The 13,671-nt window shown below is 69.0% G+C and carries 14 protein-coding genes; 9 read left to right on the top strand and 5 right to left on the bottom strand.

The window, feature by feature from the left end; genetic code table 11:
- Positions 1-2: 2 nt before the first annotated feature.
- Genes ACHAA3_RS01315 through ACHAA3_RS01325 form a run of 3 tightly spaced genes read right to left on the bottom strand, consistent with a single transcriptional unit; the run spans position 3 to position 1,893 of the window.
- Entirely contained in the window at positions 3-335 is a 333-nt protein-coding gene (locus tag ACHAA3_RS01315; protein ID WP_435707126.1) for a hypothetical protein, read from the bottom strand.
- 23 nt (positions 336-358) lie between these two features.
- Positions 359-1,264, bottom strand: coding sequence for an N-acetyl-1-D-myo-inositol-2-amino-2-deoxy-alpha-D-glucopyranoside deacetylase (gene mshB, locus ACHAA3_RS01320; RefSeq protein WP_435707127.1), 906 nt, complete (start codon positions 1,262-1,264; stop codon positions 359-361).
- A gap of 26 nt (positions 1,265-1,290) precedes the next feature.
- Positions 1,291-1,893 carry a flavodoxin family protein gene (locus ACHAA3_RS01325; RefSeq protein ID WP_435707128.1) on the bottom strand — a complete coding sequence of 201 codons (603 nt, stop codon included), beginning with the start codon at positions 1,891-1,893 and terminating at the stop codon, positions 1,291-1,293.
- Between the two features lie 37 nt (positions 1,894-1,930).
- Between ACHAA3_RS01325 and ACHAA3_RS01330 the strand changes: the two genes are divergently transcribed.
- The 3 genes from ACHAA3_RS01330 to ACHAA3_RS01340 all read left to right on the top strand — a co-directional run bounded on the left by ACHAA3_RS01330 (position 1,931) and on the right by ACHAA3_RS01340 (position 6,465).
- Positions 1,931-4,024 (top strand): prolyl oligopeptidase family serine peptidase, encoded by a 2,094-nt coding sequence (locus ACHAA3_RS01330; protein WP_435707129.1) that lies wholly within the window; start codon positions 1,931-1,933, stop codon positions 4,022-4,024.
- 107 nt (positions 4,025-4,131) lie between these two features.
- A complete protein-coding gene (locus ACHAA3_RS01335; RefSeq protein WP_435707130.1) occupies positions 4,132-5,691 on the top strand; it encodes an ABC-F family ATP-binding cassette domain-containing protein in 1,560 nt (519 codons plus the stop codon).
- A gap of 51 nt (positions 5,692-5,742) precedes the next feature.
- Positions 5,743-6,465: a YqjF family protein gene (locus tag ACHAA3_RS01340; protein WP_435707131.1), complete on the top strand. Its 723-nt coding sequence runs from the start codon at positions 5,743-5,745 to the stop codon at positions 6,463-6,465.
- A 7-nt stretch (positions 6,466-6,472) separates the two neighbouring features.
- Here ACHAA3_RS01340 and ACHAA3_RS01345 read toward each other — a convergent pair whose 3' ends face one another.
- Entirely contained in the window at positions 6,473-7,225 is a 753-nt protein-coding gene (locus ACHAA3_RS01345; RefSeq protein ID WP_435707132.1) for a phosphotransferase, read from the bottom strand.
- A 10-nt stretch (positions 7,226-7,235) separates the two neighbouring features.
- Between ACHAA3_RS01345 and ACHAA3_RS01350 the strand changes: the two genes are divergently transcribed.
- Both ACHAA3_RS01350 and ACHAA3_RS01355 read left to right on the top strand, forming a co-directional pair.
- Positions 7,236-8,492, top strand: coding sequence for a YibE/F family protein (locus ACHAA3_RS01350; protein WP_435707133.1), 1,257 nt, complete (start codon positions 7,236-7,238; stop codon positions 8,490-8,492).
- A 3-nt stretch (positions 8,493-8,495) separates the two neighbouring features.
- Complete coding sequence (locus ACHAA3_RS01355; protein WP_435707134.1) at positions 8,496-8,900, top strand: hypothetical protein; 405 nt, start codon at positions 8,496-8,498, stop codon at positions 8,898-8,900.
- Positions 8,901-8,907: 7 nt separating this feature from the next.
- Here the strand turns inward: ACHAA3_RS01355 and ACHAA3_RS01360 are convergent, their stop codons facing one another.
- Positions 8,908-9,300 carry a hypothetical protein gene (locus tag ACHAA3_RS01360; protein ID WP_435707135.1) on the bottom strand — a complete coding sequence of 131 codons (393 nt, stop codon included), beginning with the start codon at positions 9,298-9,300 and terminating at the stop codon, positions 8,908-8,910.
- Between the two features lie 80 nt (positions 9,301-9,380).
- On the opposite strand from ACHAA3_RS01360, the gene ACHAA3_RS01365 reads away from it, so the two are divergent.
- The 4 genes from ACHAA3_RS01365 to ACHAA3_RS01380 all read left to right on the top strand — a co-directional run bounded on the left by ACHAA3_RS01365 (position 9,381) and on the right by ACHAA3_RS01380 (position 13,646).
- On the top strand, positions 9,381-10,091 hold the full coding sequence (locus ACHAA3_RS01365; protein WP_435707136.1) for a PaaX domain-containing protein, C- domain protein: 711 nt from the start codon (positions 9,381-9,383) through the stop codon (positions 10,089-10,091).
- Entirely contained in the window at positions 10,088-11,722 is a 1,635-nt protein-coding gene (locus tag ACHAA3_RS01370) for an acyl-CoA dehydrogenase family protein (protein WP_435707137.1), read from the top strand. The genes ACHAA3_RS01365 and ACHAA3_RS01370 overlap by 4 nt, the downstream gene beginning before the upstream one ends.
- 176 nt (positions 11,723-11,898) lie before the next feature.
- Positions 11,899-12,840 (top strand): ABC transporter ATP-binding protein, encoded by a 942-nt coding sequence (locus ACHAA3_RS01375; RefSeq protein WP_435707138.1) that lies wholly within the window; start codon positions 11,899-11,901, stop codon positions 12,838-12,840.
- Positions 12,837-13,646, top strand: a complete 810-nt coding sequence (locus ACHAA3_RS01380) for an ABC transporter permease (RefSeq protein WP_435707139.1) — start codon at positions 12,837-12,839, stop codon at positions 13,644-13,646. Before ACHAA3_RS01375 ends, ACHAA3_RS01380 begins: the two co-directional genes overlap by 4 nt.
- Positions 13,647-13,671: the final 25 nt, after the last annotated feature.

Raw genomic sequence — 13,671 nt, forward strand, 5'->3', positions numbered from 1 at the left:
GATCATGGGTCCACCCTAGAAGCCCGGACCACATCAATCACGATGAGACCCGCCGAGGCGAGCATCCAGGTCCAGGTGACCGGGCCGGAGCCGATGAGGAAGTCGTCGCCGGCCAGCAGCACGGGGACCAGGAGCACGCTGGCCCAGCCGAGCAGAAACCACGCCGACGCCAGACGCGGACCCGTGGCGAGTCCGCGCAGCACCACCATGGTCGTCAGCAGCACCAGCACAAGGCCCCAGGGCCACGTGACGCCGGCGACCCAGACTTGTTGATGCATGACCAGACCGACCGCACCGACCCACAGGCCGAGCACGACGGCGATCACCCGCCCCATGACTGTCCCTCGGATCGCGGACGTCAGAGGCCAGCGAACAGGTCGGTCTCGAGACCGTCAGGGCCCACCGGGCCGCGCTGGCCCTGCGCCAAGCGGTAGTGCTCGGCACCCCACACCTGGTTGCCGAGGTTGTTCGACAAGGCGAAGAACGGTCCGTCGAGGGAGATCTGCGTGGAATGCGCCCGCATGGCGTCCATCTTGGCGTCGACGTAGTCGCCGCCCTGGATGACGGCGTCAAGATCCTCGTCGTCGCTGCCCCACGGGATGTTGTCGGGGTCCCATCCCTCGAAGGTCGTGGTGTCTCCGGCAGCTCGCAGGTGCCGGATGCCCTCGGCCATCTGAGACTTGGCCATCGCGGTCCAGTAGAACTTCGACGCCTGCCAGGGCTCGCCGAGATCGCGCCGGTAGGAGCCAACACCGGCGAGGTGGGTGGCGTAGACGGCGACCCGGTGCGCCTGGACGTGGTCGGGGTGGCCGTAGTTGCCGAACTGGTCGTAGGTGACGACGACCTGGGGGCGGACCTCCCGGATGATCTCGACCAGCAGGTCCGAGGCGACGGTGAGGTCGGCGTGCCAGAAGGTGTCCTCACGGGTCTCGTCGGCCGCGGTCGCGGTGCCGTCTGCCGCCCACTTCATACCAGAGTCGCGAAAGTGCCCCGCGCCTCCCAGAAAGCGGAAGTCGGTGACTCCGAGCACGGCCATCGCCGTGATCAGCTCGTTGACCCGGTGCGGACCGAGCGCGTCGTCGCGGTCGACGGCCAGGTGGGCGAGGTCGGGGACCAGCACCTCACCCTCCTCACCTGCCGTGCAGGTGACGAGGGTGACGTGGGCGCCCTCGGCGACGTACTTGGCCATCGTGGCGCCATTGCCGATCGTCTCGTCGTCAGGATGGGCGTGCACGAAGAGGATGCGGCGATCAGCAGAGATCATGACGCCAGCGTACTGAGCGATTCTGGTCAGGCCTGCAAGCGGCCTGCCACCTGCACGACTCGCTGGGCCATGTGGTCCAAGGCGTTCGTGGCGGCATCGTCTAGCGGGGCGTCGTTGTTGGCCCCCGTGACGTGCGAGACGCCGTACGGATTGCCGTCGACGAACTTGAGGCCCTCGGTGTATCCCGGGGCCACCACGATGCCGCCCCAGTGGAAGACCGTGGTGTAGAGGCTCAACAGCGTGGCCTCCTGGCCGCCGTGCGCCGTCTGCGAGGCCGTGAAGCCTGCGTAGACCTTGTCGGCCAGCAGGCCTTGACCCCACTCGCCGCCCAGGCTGTCGATGTACTGCTTGAGCTGGCTCGAGACGTTGCCGAACCGCGTCGGGGTGCCGAACAGCACGGCGTCCGCCCACACGATGTCGTCCGCGGTGGCCCGCGGCTCGTCCTTCACCGCATCCCAGTGGGCGCGCCAGGCCGGCTGGCTGTCGATCGCGGCGTCGGGAGCGAGCTCGTCGACGTGGCGCAGACGAACCTCCGCTCCCGCGGCCTCGGCCGCTGAGTTCAATCGCTCGGCCATCGCCTGCAGGGTGCCGGTGGACGAGTAGTAGATGATCGCAAGCTTGACGGACATGTGTGCTCCTTGTCGGTCCAGATGATTTGATCGGGACATGACCATCTCGTACCCCCGTCTGGCCGCTCGAACCCTCCGATTCACCCTCGGGGTGCCCCGAGGCATCACGGTCTCGCCCGACGGACGGCACGTCCGATTCATCCGCACTCCGGACGGCGTCACGCGTACCGGCCAGCTCTGGGATCTCGACGTCGAGACCGGCACCGAGAACCTCCTGGTCGATCCGGCCGCACTGCTCGACGGCGAAGAGACGCTGTCGGCAGCCGAGCAGTCGCGTCGCGAGCGATCCCGCGAGTCGGCCGCAGGCGTGGTGTCCTACGACGTCGACGCCACCGGCACCTGGGCGACCTTCGCCCTGTCCGGACGACTCTGGGCCCTTCACCTCGACACCCGCGCCGTGCACGCTCTGTCGAGCACCGAGGGGGTCATTGATCCTCACCTCGATCCCACCGGCCGGCGCGTCGCCTATGCGGCGGACCGCGCGTTGCGCGTGGTGAGTGTCGACGGGGCCGACGATCGTGCCCTGGTCCCGGCCGAACACGCGGACACCGTCACCTGGGGTCAGGCCGACTTCCTCGCCGCTGAGGAGATGGACCGTCACCGCGGCTTCTGGTGGTCACCGGACGGTGAGTCGCTCCTGGTGCAGCGCACCGACGAGGCACCCGTGCACACGTGGCACATCGCCGACCCCGAGCACCCTGAGCGCACCCCGGCCGTGCAGCGGTACCCGGCCGCCGGCACCCCCAATCCGGCGGTCTCGTTGTGGCTGGTGGGCCTCGACGGCCGTCGCCTCGAGGTCGAGTGGGACCGCTCGGCGTTCGAGTACCTGGCCCGGGTCAGTTGGACCGGAACCGACGAGGAAGGGGGCGGCGACCCGGTCATCCAGGTGATCAGCCGTGATCAGCAGGCCTCGCAGATCCTCACCGTCGACCCGACCACCGGGGCCACCCGCGTGCTGCGCGAGTTGACCGATCCGGCCTGGGTCGAGCTGTCCGCTGCTCCCCGACTGACCGCCGACGGCCGACTCGTCAGCGTGGAGGACATCGAGGGGCGCCGTCGCGTGCTGCTCGACGGCGCGCCGATCTCGACCGATCCGTGGCAGGTGCGCTCGATCGTGGAGGTGTTCGGCGACTGTGTCGTGGCAACGGCCTCGTCCGAGCCCACCGAGGTCCAGGTGGTGCGGTTCGGCTTCGACGGATCCATCGTCGAGGTCACCGGCGGCCCGGCCGTGCACGGGTGCGCGATCAACGGTCCCACCACCGTCATCAGCCGATCGGGGCTCGACTCCGTGGGCACCACGGTGACGGTGCACCGCGATGGCACCGAGCCGCGACTGCTCGAGGTCGTCGCAGAGTCGGCACCCTTCCAGCCCCAGGTCGAGATGATGCGTGGCGGCGAGCACGACCTGAGCATCGCCGTGCTGTTCCCGCGCCAGCACCGCCGAGGCACTGCGCTGCCGGTGTTGATGGATCCCTACGGCGGTCCGGGAGCCCAGCGCGTGCTGGCCTCGGCGCGCATGTTCCTGGAGGCACAGTGGTTGGCCGACCAGGGATTCTGCGTCATCGTCGCGGACGGCCGTGGCACTCCGGGCCGGGGTTCGGACTGGGAGAAGGCTCTGCACCACGACTTCGCCGACGTGACGCTCGACGACCAGGTCGAGGCGCTCCGCGCGGTGGCGGCGGCCTACCCCAAGGATGTCGACCTGACCCGGGTCGGCATGACCGGTTGGTCGTACGGCGGCTACCTGTCGGCGTTGGCCGTGCTGAAGCGCCCCGATGTCTTCCACGTCGCCGTCGCAGGTGCTCCGGTGACCGAGTGGCGCCTCTACGACACCTGCTACACCGAGCGATACCTCGGCGACCCGAGAACCCATCCCGGGGTCTACGACGCCAACTCGCTGATCCCGCTGGCCCCGCAGCTCGAGCGTCCCCTGATGCTGATTCACGGGCTCGCCGACGACAACGTCGTCGCGGCGCACACGTTGCGGCTGTCATCAGCCTTGCTGGCCGCGGGGAAGCCGCACACCGTGCTCCCGCTGTCGGGCGTCACTCACATGACCCCGCAGGAGACCGTCGCGGAGAATCTCAAGCTGTTGCAGGTGGACTTCCTGCACCGAGTCCTCCTCGGCTAGTCTGACCGTTGTTCGCATCCCCGACGACGAGGTACTCACTCCGTTGAAGCTCTGAGGTTCTGACCCGGCCGGTACCCGGCCTCCTCACGACCTCATGGAGCTTCTCGATGCGCGCATCCCTGTTCGACCTGACCCTCACGCGGCCCGACGGTGCCACTGTCCTGTCCGCCGTCTCGGCCGAGTTCGGCCCCGGACGTCACGGCGTGGTCGGCGCCAACGGCGCCGGCAAGTCGACCCTGATCCGGGCGCTGGCCGGCTTGGTCACGCCCACCTGCGGGACCGCTCGGATCGACGGTCGGCTGGCCTACCTGCCACAGCAGCCAGAGGTCGGCCTGACCGTCGCCGCGACGCTCGGCGTCGAGGCCACCGTGGACGCCCTGCGACGAATCGAGGCCGGCAGTGTCGAGGTCGCCGACTTCGAGACCGTCGGCGACGACTGGGATGTGGTCGGTATGACCGGGGCGATGCTGGGGCGGTTGGGGCTGGGCCACCTCGCGCTCGATCGCGACATGGCCACGCTCTCCGGCGGCGAGCACGTGCTGCTCGCTCTCGCCGGACGCCTGCTGACTGAGCCCGATGTCCTGCTGCTGGACGAGCCGACCAACAATCTCGATCGAGGCGCGCGAACCCGGTTGCTGGACGTGGTGCGCACGTTCCCCGGTGTGCTGGTCGTCGCCAGCCATGACCGTGAGCTGTTGGCGGTGGTCGACGACATCATCGAGGTCCGCGCCGGCGCCGTGCGGTGGTTCGGCGGCCCGTACGACACCTACGCCGAGATCGTCGCGGCCGAGCAGGAGAGCGCCGAACGTGCCGTGCGGGACGCCGAGGGTGAGCTGCGGTCCCAGCGCCGTGAGCTGGCCGACACCCAGGTCAAGCTCGCTCGTCGAGAGAGGTATGGCAAGAAGATGAGCGAGCAGAAGCGCGAGCCCAAGATCGTCATGGGCAACCGCAAGCGCGCCGCCCAGGTGTCGGCCGGCAAGCTGCGCGGTGATCAGCAGCAGGACGTCGAGCGGGCCCGCGACCAGCTCACCGAGGCTGAGTCGCAGGTGCGTGACGACCGCGAGATCCACGTGGACCTGCCCGCGACCGCGGTGCCGTCCACGCGGGTGGTGCTGACCATGACCGACGTCCAGCTGGCGCACACCGGCCGCACGATCGACCTACGCATCGACGGGCCCGAACGTATTGCCTTGGTCGGCCCCAACGGGTCGGGCAAGACCACCTTGCTGCGCACCGCGCTCGGTGAGCTCGAGCCCGAGGCCGGCGAGGTGCGACTTCGAGTACCTGCACGGCACCTGCCGCAGCGGATGGATGTCCTCGACACCACGCTGACCATCGTCACGAATGTGCGCCGGACTGCGCCGACGGCGGACGAGACCGAGATCCGCGGCCAGCTGGCGCGGTTCCTGTTCCGCGCCCGTCGGGCCGATCAGGTGGTGTCGACGCTGTCCGGCGGCGAGCTGCTGCGCGCCACGCTGGCGACGGTGCTGCTGGCCGAGCCCGCTCCGCAGCTGCTGGTGCTGGACGAGCCCACCAACAACCTCGACCTGGCCAGCATCACTCACCTCGTCGAGGCGCTGCGGTCCTATCGTGGCGCGCTGCTGGTGGTCAGCCACGACCGCGCCTTCCTCGACGACCTCGAGCTGACGCGGAGCATCGAGATGTAGGCCTCGCCGTCCAGCCCTGCGGAGGTTCCCACGGACGACCACACTGGAGCCGTGGCATTCGATCCAGTCGCCCCGCAGCTGCGGGGCCCGAGCATCATGGCTCAGAACTGGGATCGCATCACCTTCGTGCACTGGGCGGTCGATCCAGATCTCGTCGCGCCACTGCTGCCGAGGCGCACCCGCCCCGACGTCCTCGACGGCGTCACCTACGTGGGACTGATCCCCTTTCAGATGAATCGCGCCGGGTTCGGCCGTGGCCGGGCCGTGCCCTATCTCGGGTCGTTCGCCGAGACCAACGTCCGTCTGTACTCGGTCGATGACGTCGGCCACCACGGTGTGGTGTTCCGGTCGTTGGAGGCCTCGCGGCTGGTCGTGTCACTCGGCGCCAGGATGGCGTTCGCGACCCCCTACACGTGGGCGCGCATGCGGGTCGCGGTTGACGGTGACCAGGTCACGTACCGCACGAGCAGGCGGTGGCCAGGGCCACGTGGCGCCGGCGGCACCCTGCGGACACGGGTCGGCGAGGTGATCGAACCGTCGCCGGTCGATGAGTTCGTGACGGCCCGGTTCGGGCTGCACACCCGGTGGATGGGCCGCACGCTGTGGATCCCCAACCACCACGAGCCGTGGCCCCTGCACCGAGCCACGATCGAACGGCTGGACGACACTCTCGTGGCCGCCGCGGGGCTGCCCGGCGTCGTGGACACCGAGCCTGCGTCGGTCCTGCACTCGGCCGGTGTGCGCACGCGGTTCGGGCTCCCCCAGCAGGTCTGACCCGCGGTCAGAGCGCCGCGTCGATCGCAGGAATCCGTGCGCGGAAGGCCGCCACCCGGTCGCGGGTGCGCTGCGGCTCGCCGACCTTCTGCAGGTTCGCGATGCCGGCGTCACCCCGCGCCATGCCGGCCTCGATCCGATCCGAGGCAGCAGTCATGCGATCCACGGCAGCATTCAGGATCGTGAACGGCCCCCACTCGCCATAGGCCTCGGCCAGCAGACCGACGCGGCGCGCCACGTCCTCGGCCGGGATCTCGCGATACAACGGAATCCCGGTCCAGGCGAGGAAGGCCAGGTCGTCGATCGGTTGGCCCGGACCGGCCATGTCCCAGTCGATCATCGCGACGAAGTGGCCGCTCTGGATGATCCAGTTGTAGGCACCGGGGTCGTTGTGGCAGATGACCTGGTCGTCGGTCAGCTCGACCTCACCGGCAGTGCGCCAATGACGCGGACCGACCGGGCGGAAGTCGTGCACCGTGTCGTGGAACTGGCGCAACCAGGCGCCGGCCTCGACCAGGACCGAGTCGAGGACGACCTCGTCATCGATCGGCACTCCTCGGCCCTCGACGTACGACAGCACCTCGCGCCCCGCCTCGTCCAGACCCTGCACGTCCGGAACCCCCGGCAGCTCGTGGAGGCGCAGGTGGGCCAGCAGCTCATGGACCGCAGGGGTCCAGGGGCCGGTGGGGCGGCGCACGGTCCGGCCGACACGGGTGACTCCACCGACTGCTCCGGGCAAATATTCCTCATCACGTGGCACGCTATTGATCGTGGCACATTCGCACTCCGTCGCCGACCTCCGTGTCGAGGACTCCGGCCGACCCATGATCATCTCCCTGACCGTGGCCGTGCTCGTCATCGCTGCCGCCGCCGTGGCCGCGATGGCACTGCTGTGGCCCGCGGCCGACGACGTGCCACGCGGCCTCGACCCGTACAGCGCCGAGGGCGTCACCCGGGTCGACGCCGAGGTCACCGCGGTCGACGCCGTCGAGTGCGGTGGCGGATCGGTCGGCCCCGACAACACGCCCACCCTCGACGGCGCCTGCGGGCAGATCACCGCGACGACCGCAGATGGCGAGACGGCCGAGATGACCCTCGACCCCGCACGCTTCAGCGCGGGCATCGACGCGGGTGACTCGATCACGGTGCTGCGCATCCAGCCCGAGGGCCAGACCGAGTCGTTCGAGTTCCTGGACTTCCAGCGTGGCGCACCGCTCGCCGCTCTGACGGCCATCTTCGCGATCTCCGTGGTGCTCATCGCGCGGTGGCGCGGCCTGTTCGCCATCCTCGGCATCGGGGTGACCCTGCTGGCGCTGACCCAGTTCGTCCTCCCCGCGATCCTCGCGGGTGAGTCACCACTGCTGGTCGCGATCGTCGGCTCGACCGTGATCATGATCGCCGTGCTCTACCTCGCCCACGGCGTCTCGGTGCGCACCACGTCCGCCCTGTTCGGCACCCTGTTCGGCGTCGCGATCACCGCCTCGATCGGTGTGCTGGGGACCGATCTGTCCAACATCACCGGTGTCGGGTCCGAGGACGATCGTCTGCTGCTGGGCACCGTGCCGGCGCTCGACCTGTCCCAGGTGGCGGCGGCGACCATGGTGATCGCGGGCCTCGGCGTGCTCAACGACGTGACGGTCACCCAGGCGAGCGCCGTGTGGGAGATGCGTGGCTTCCAGCCCACGGCCAGTCGGCGCACCGTGTTCGCCTCCGCGATGCGGATCGGCCGCGATCACATCGCCTCCAGCGTCTACACGCTCGTGTTCGCCTACGCCGGATCGGCGATGACGGTGCTGCTGCTGGTCTCGGCGTACCAGCAGAACCTGGCCATGGTGGCGACCACCGAGGAGATCGGCCAGGAGGTCGTGCGCACGCTCGTGGGCGCGATCGGCCTGGTGCTGGCCGTGCCGGTCACCACGCTCATCGCGGTGTGGATGGTTCCGGACGGCATTCCCGAGGAAGCTGAGTCCAACGATGCGGGGCCCGGCTACGCGGGTCGCCGGGTCGCTGCCCCCGACCACGGCTGATCCATGGACGCGGTGACCGCGCTGCTCGTCGTGTCGGCCTTCCACGCCGGATTCCAGGTCGTGGTGTCAGGCGTGGTCTATCCGGCGCTCGCTGACGTCCCGGTCGACCGATGGGCCACGGCACACGACCGACACAGCCATCGGATCGTGCGCGTGGTCGCCGTGCTCTATCCGGTCGTCGTCGCGGTGTGCCTGTGGGCGCTGGTTGCCGGACCCGTGACGGGTGCGTCGATCGTGGCCGTCGCCGGCAACCTGCTGGCCGTCGTCGTCACCGCCGGGCTCGCAGCGCCGGCCCATGGCCGCCTCGGTCGGCAGCACAGCACGCAGCTGATCTCGACGCTGCTGATCGCCGACCGGGTCCGAACGGTCGCAGCCGTGGTGGCACTCGCAGCGGCCTGCCTGATCTGAGGGCCGACTACTCGGCGTATCTGTCGAGCATCGCGACGAAGAACGCCCGTTGGAGCTTGTCGACGTCACTGATGCTCAGCTCGAGGTCGTCGCCCTTGGTCAGGCCGAGCACCATGTCCTCCTGGTTCCACGTGACCGTCGAGTCGTCGACCACCGAATCGCCGTACATCAACGACTGGGCGAGCAACCGCACCTCGTTGAGCGCGTTACCGTCCTTGCCCTCGGTGGCGCGCAACCGAGTCACGAAGCACGCGTCCATCACGATGATGAGATGACCGGCGAGCCGGCTCGCGAAGGAGGCTGTCACCGGTGGCAGATCGTTGAACTCCGCGATCTGCGCCTCGATGTCGCGCTGACAGCGCTCGATGTACTCACGGGGATAGTTCTTGCGTCCGAGCATGGCCCACACCCTAGAGGTTGACTCGCTCATTACACTGCTGACACAGTTGTCGCAGAATTGTTAGAGAACCGAGGTGGCCCATGGAGACGACGCTCACCGCACGCTCGGTGATCCTGAGCCTCCTGCTGGGCACTCGACCGGCCAGCCTGCCGGTCCACGACCTGGTCCGTCTGGGCCAGGAGTTCGACATCTCCCCGCCGACCCTGCGGGTGGCGCTGTCCCGGATGGTCGCGTCCGGCGATCTCAGCCGGAACGATGCGATCTACTCACTGCCCGACCGGCACCTGGTGCGTCAGGCCGCCCAGGACGCAGACCTCGATCCCGTGCTGCGTCCTTACGACGGGAGCTGGGACCAGTTCGTCGTGACGGCGTCAGGACGTGATGCGACCACGCGGGCCGACGTCCGATCCCGACTGACTGCGCTGCGACTGGCCGAGCTGCGCGAAGGAGTCTGGATGCGACCAGCCAATCTGGTCGGGGTCGATGCGCCTCCGCCCGGTGTCGAGCACTTCACCGTCCGACCCGCCGACGACCTCGCGCTCGCCGAACGTCTGTGGGACTGCGCGACCTGGTCGCGCACCGCCGACCACCTGCTCGAGGTCGCCCGGACCACCTCGACGCTGCGTGACCGCTTCCTGACGATGACCGCGATCGTCCGTCATCTGCGCGCCGACCCCTACCTTCCCCCGGCCCTGCAACCCACGTCCTGGCCCGCCGCCGACCTTCGACAGGCCTATGAGACCTTCCGCACCGAGCTGATGACCCTGCGATCCCCCCAGGAGACACGATGACCGCGACCCACGACGTCACCAACCAGGTTCCACCCCTGGTCGATCACGACGCCTCCGACTACGCCCCGTACACCGAGGTCCTGACGCGCGTGGGAGCCAGCGACGCGCTCGATGGACTGCGCCAGGTCGGCGAGCTGGCCGGATCGGCCCACGCGCAGGACCTGGGGGATCGCGCCGAGGCCCACAAGCCCGTGCTGCACACCCACGACCGGTACGGCCATCGCATCGATCAGGTCGTCTACGACCCCAGCTACCACGAGCTCATGACCTCGGCGGTCGACCTCGGGCTGCACGGCAGCGCCTGGGCGTCCGACGACCCGCACGCCCACCTGGTTCGCGCGACGCGGATGAGCGTGTGGATGCAGACGGACGCCGGTCATGCGTGCCCGATCTCGATGACCTATGCCGCCATCCCTGCGCTGCGCACCGACCCGGAGGTCGCGGCCCAGTTCGAACCGCTGCTGACCAACCGCATCTACGATCCGTCGTTCAGCGCACCCGCCACCAAGCGCGGACTGATCGCCGGCATGTCGATGACCGAGAAGCAGGGCGGCTCGGACGTGCGCGCCAACACCACGAGCGCGACACCGCAGCCCGATGGCACCTACCGGATCACCGGGCACAAGTGGTTCACCTCGGCCCCCATGTCCGACATCCTGCTGACCCTCGCCCAGACTCCCGAGGGACTGACCTGCTTCGTCCTGCCGCGCGTGCTGCCCGACGGCACACCCAACGCCATCAGCCTGCAGCGACTCAAGAACAAGCTCGGCAACCAGTCCAACGCGAGCGCCGAGATCGAGTACGACCAGGCGACCGGATGGCGCCTCGGCGACGAGGGGCGCGGCGTGCGCACCATCGTGGAGATGGTCAACATGACCCGACTCGACTGCACGATCGGATCGGCATCGGGCATGCGGGTCGCCACCCAGGCGGCAGCACATCATGCCCACCACCGCTCTGCGTTCGGCGCGACGCTTGCCGACCAGCCACTCATGCGCAACGTGCTGGCCGATCTCGCCGTCGAGGCCGAGGCCTCCACGACGGTCGCCCTGTGGCTGGCCGACCTCACCGATCAGGCCGTCGCCGGTGACGAGCACGCCGCGACGCTGCGCCGTATCAGCCTCGCGGCCTCCAAGTACTACGTCTGCAAGCGGGCGCCTGCCCACGCCGCGGAAGCCCTGGAGTGCCTCGGTGGCAACGGGTACGTCGATGAGTCCCGCATGCCTCGCCTCTACCGCGAGGCGCCCCTGATGTCGATCTGGGAAGGATCGGGCAACGTCGCCGCACTGGACACGCTGCGCGCGATCGCCAAGCAGCCCGAGACCCTCACCGTGTTCTTCGACGAGCTCGACGCCGCAGGCGGAGCAGACGCTCGACTGGACCACTTCGTCGACCGGCTGAAGACGCAGTTCACCGACGGCGACGGTCTGGAACATCGGGCCCGTCGGGTCGTCGGGGACCTGGCGATCGCCCTGCAGGGCTCCTTGCTGGTCCGCTTCGGGCATCCCGCGGTGGCCGACGCCTTCGCAGCGACTCGCCTCGACCGCGACTGGGGCACCGTGTTCGGGACCCTGCCCACGGGTCTGGACACCGCACCGATCATTGCGCGATGCACTCCAAGGCTCGCATGACTTTCGTCATCGTTCGACGGTGAGATCGCCGCCAGAAGTCATGACTGCGCTCACTACGCTCGACGCTCCTCGGCGCGGAGCATTGAACTCATGAACAGCACACCACGCACCCATTCCGTCCCAACCGAACCCGGCTTCCGTGACGCCGGCATCGATGACCTCACGTGGGGTGCGCGATGAGCACCGTCATCACCACCCGCGGACTCCGCCGCGTCTACGGCCACGGATCATCGGCCTTCGAGGCCGTCAAGGGCATCGATCTCGACGTCGAGGAGGGAGAGGTCTTCGGTCTCCTGGGCACCAACGGCGCCGGCAAGACCTCGACGCTCGACCTCCTCGAGGGCCTCTCGGCTCCCACCGACGGCACCGTCGAGGTCTTCGGCCTGGACCCGCACGCCGAACGGAAGCTGGTCCGCCCACAGATCGGCATCATGCTGCAGTCCGGTGGACTGCCTGCCGAGCTGACCGTCACCGAGACGCTCGAGATGTGGCGCGGCACCTGCAGCAACCCGACGACCGTGGAGGCCGTCCTGGAGCAGGTTGACCTCACCGATCGAAAGGACGTGCGCGTCGGCGCGATGTCGGGCGGCGAAAAGCGCCGGGTCGACCTGGCCGCCGCCCTGCTCGGACAGCCCCGGTTGCTGTTCCTGGACGAACCCACCACCGGACTGGACCCGGAGAGCCGACGGTCCACGTGGCAGCTGCTCGCCGACCTCAAGGCATCCGGCGTGACGATGGTCCTCACGACCCACTACCTCGACGAGGCAGAGGCCCTGGCCGACCACATCGCGATCATGCACCAGGGCGAGGTGTCCGTCAGCGGCACGCTGCACGACATCGTCGGCGCCCATCCCGCAACGATCACCTTCGATCATCCCGGGCTCACCCTGCCGGTGCTCGAGGGTGCGCGTGTCGAGGCGAGGTCGCGCGTCACGGTCAGCACCGACGACCTGGCCGACCACCTGTGCCAGCTGTTGGGCTGGGCGCGATCGCACTCCATCGAGCTGACCGGCCTCGACGCCCGCACTGCCTCCCTGGAGTCGGTGTTCCTCAACATCGCCGAGAGCACCGACGCCCCGCCGGCATCCACCCCCGCACCGATCGGAGCCACCGCATGAGCACCGCAACCACCACACCCACCCGCCGCCACCGCCCGCTGGCCGCACTCGCCAAGGCCGAGTACCTGCAGTTCCGCCGCAACACGACGCTGCTCGTCATGGGGGTCGGATTCCCGGTCGTCATCCCGCTGCTGTCGTTCTTCGTCATCCGGCAGAACGAGGGCGCCTCGGCCACCCTCGCGGCCACGACATTCGAGATGTTCCTGCTGATGGCGCTGCTGTTCGTGCAGTACTACTCGGTGCTGTCGATGATCACGGCCCGGCGATCCGAGGGCGTGCTCAAACGGCTGAGGACCGGCGAAGCCAGTGACGTGCAGATACAGGCCGCACCCATGGTCCCCGGAGCGGTGCTGACCCTGACCGGAACCATCGTCGTGTCGGCCGTCGTCTACGCCGCCGGCTCCCCGGCGCCGGTCAACCCGATCCTGATGGGGCTGGCCCTCATCGCCGGCATCGCGATCTTCTCGCTGCTCGCCCTGGCGACCAGTGCACTGACCAAGAACGCCGAGGCGGCCCAGATCACCTCGCTGCCGGTCATGGCGATCGCCTTCGTCGGACTGTCCACGATCCGTGGCATCCTGCCCGACCGGTTCCAGCAGGTGGCCGACCTGACCCCCTTCGCCGCCCTGTCCGACCTGATGTCGCTGGGCACGTCGGGCCAGCTGGCCACCGCATCCGGCTCGACAGCGCTCGACTTCGGGGCGACGTTCGCCGAGATCGGCCAGCCGGTCGCGATACTGGTCGTGTGGACAGCACTGGCCCTCGAGCTGACTCGTCGCAACTTCCGCTGGGACGACCGCGGCTGATGCACCTGTCCTCGTGGTGGCGGGA

This window comes from Aeromicrobium sp. CF3.5, from assembly GCF_051262695.1.
GTDB lineage: Bacteria > Actinomycetota > Actinomycetes > Propionibacteriales > Nocardioidaceae > Aeromicrobium.

Excerpts from the sequence above, each read along its gene's own strand:
- ACHAA3_RS01380 (WP_435707139.1), top strand. The coding sequence starts at position 12,837 with ATGAGCACCGCAACCACCACACCCACCCGCCGCCACCGCCCGCTGGCC.
- ACHAA3_RS01325 (WP_435707128.1), bottom strand. The coding sequence starts at position 1,893 with ATGTCCGTCAAGCTTGCGATCATCTACTACTCGTCCACCGGCACCCTG.
- ACHAA3_RS01360 (WP_435707135.1), bottom strand. The coding sequence starts at position 9,300 with ATGCTCGGACGCAAGAACTATCCCCGTGAGTACATCGAGCGCTGTCAG.
- mshB (WP_435707127.1), bottom strand. The coding sequence starts at position 1,264 with ATGATCTCTGCTGATCGCCGCATCCTCTTCGTGCACGCCCATCCTGAC.
- ACHAA3_RS01365 (WP_435707136.1), top strand. The coding sequence starts at position 9,381 with ATGGAGACGACGCTCACCGCACGCTCGGTGATCCTGAGCCTCCTGCTG.
- ACHAA3_RS01330 (WP_435707129.1), top strand. The coding sequence starts at position 1,931 with ATGACCATCTCGTACCCCCGTCTGGCCGCTCGAACCCTCCGATTCACC.
- ACHAA3_RS01370 (WP_435707137.1), top strand. The coding sequence starts at position 10,088 with ATGACCGCGACCCACGACGTCACCAACCAGGTTCCACCCCTGGTCGAT.
- ACHAA3_RS01315 (WP_435707126.1), bottom strand. The coding sequence starts at position 335 with ATGGGGCGGGTGATCGCCGTCGTGCTCGGCCTGTGGGTCGGTGCGGTC.
- ACHAA3_RS01355 (WP_435707134.1), top strand. The coding sequence starts at position 8,496 with ATGGACGCGGTGACCGCGCTGCTCGTCGTGTCGGCCTTCCACGCCGGA.
- ACHAA3_RS01375 (WP_435707138.1), top strand. The coding sequence starts at position 11,899 with ATGAGCACCGTCATCACCACCCGCGGACTCCGCCGCGTCTACGGCCAC.
- ACHAA3_RS01335 (WP_435707130.1), top strand. The coding sequence starts at position 4,132 with ATGCGCGCATCCCTGTTCGACCTGACCCTCACGCGGCCCGACGGTGCC.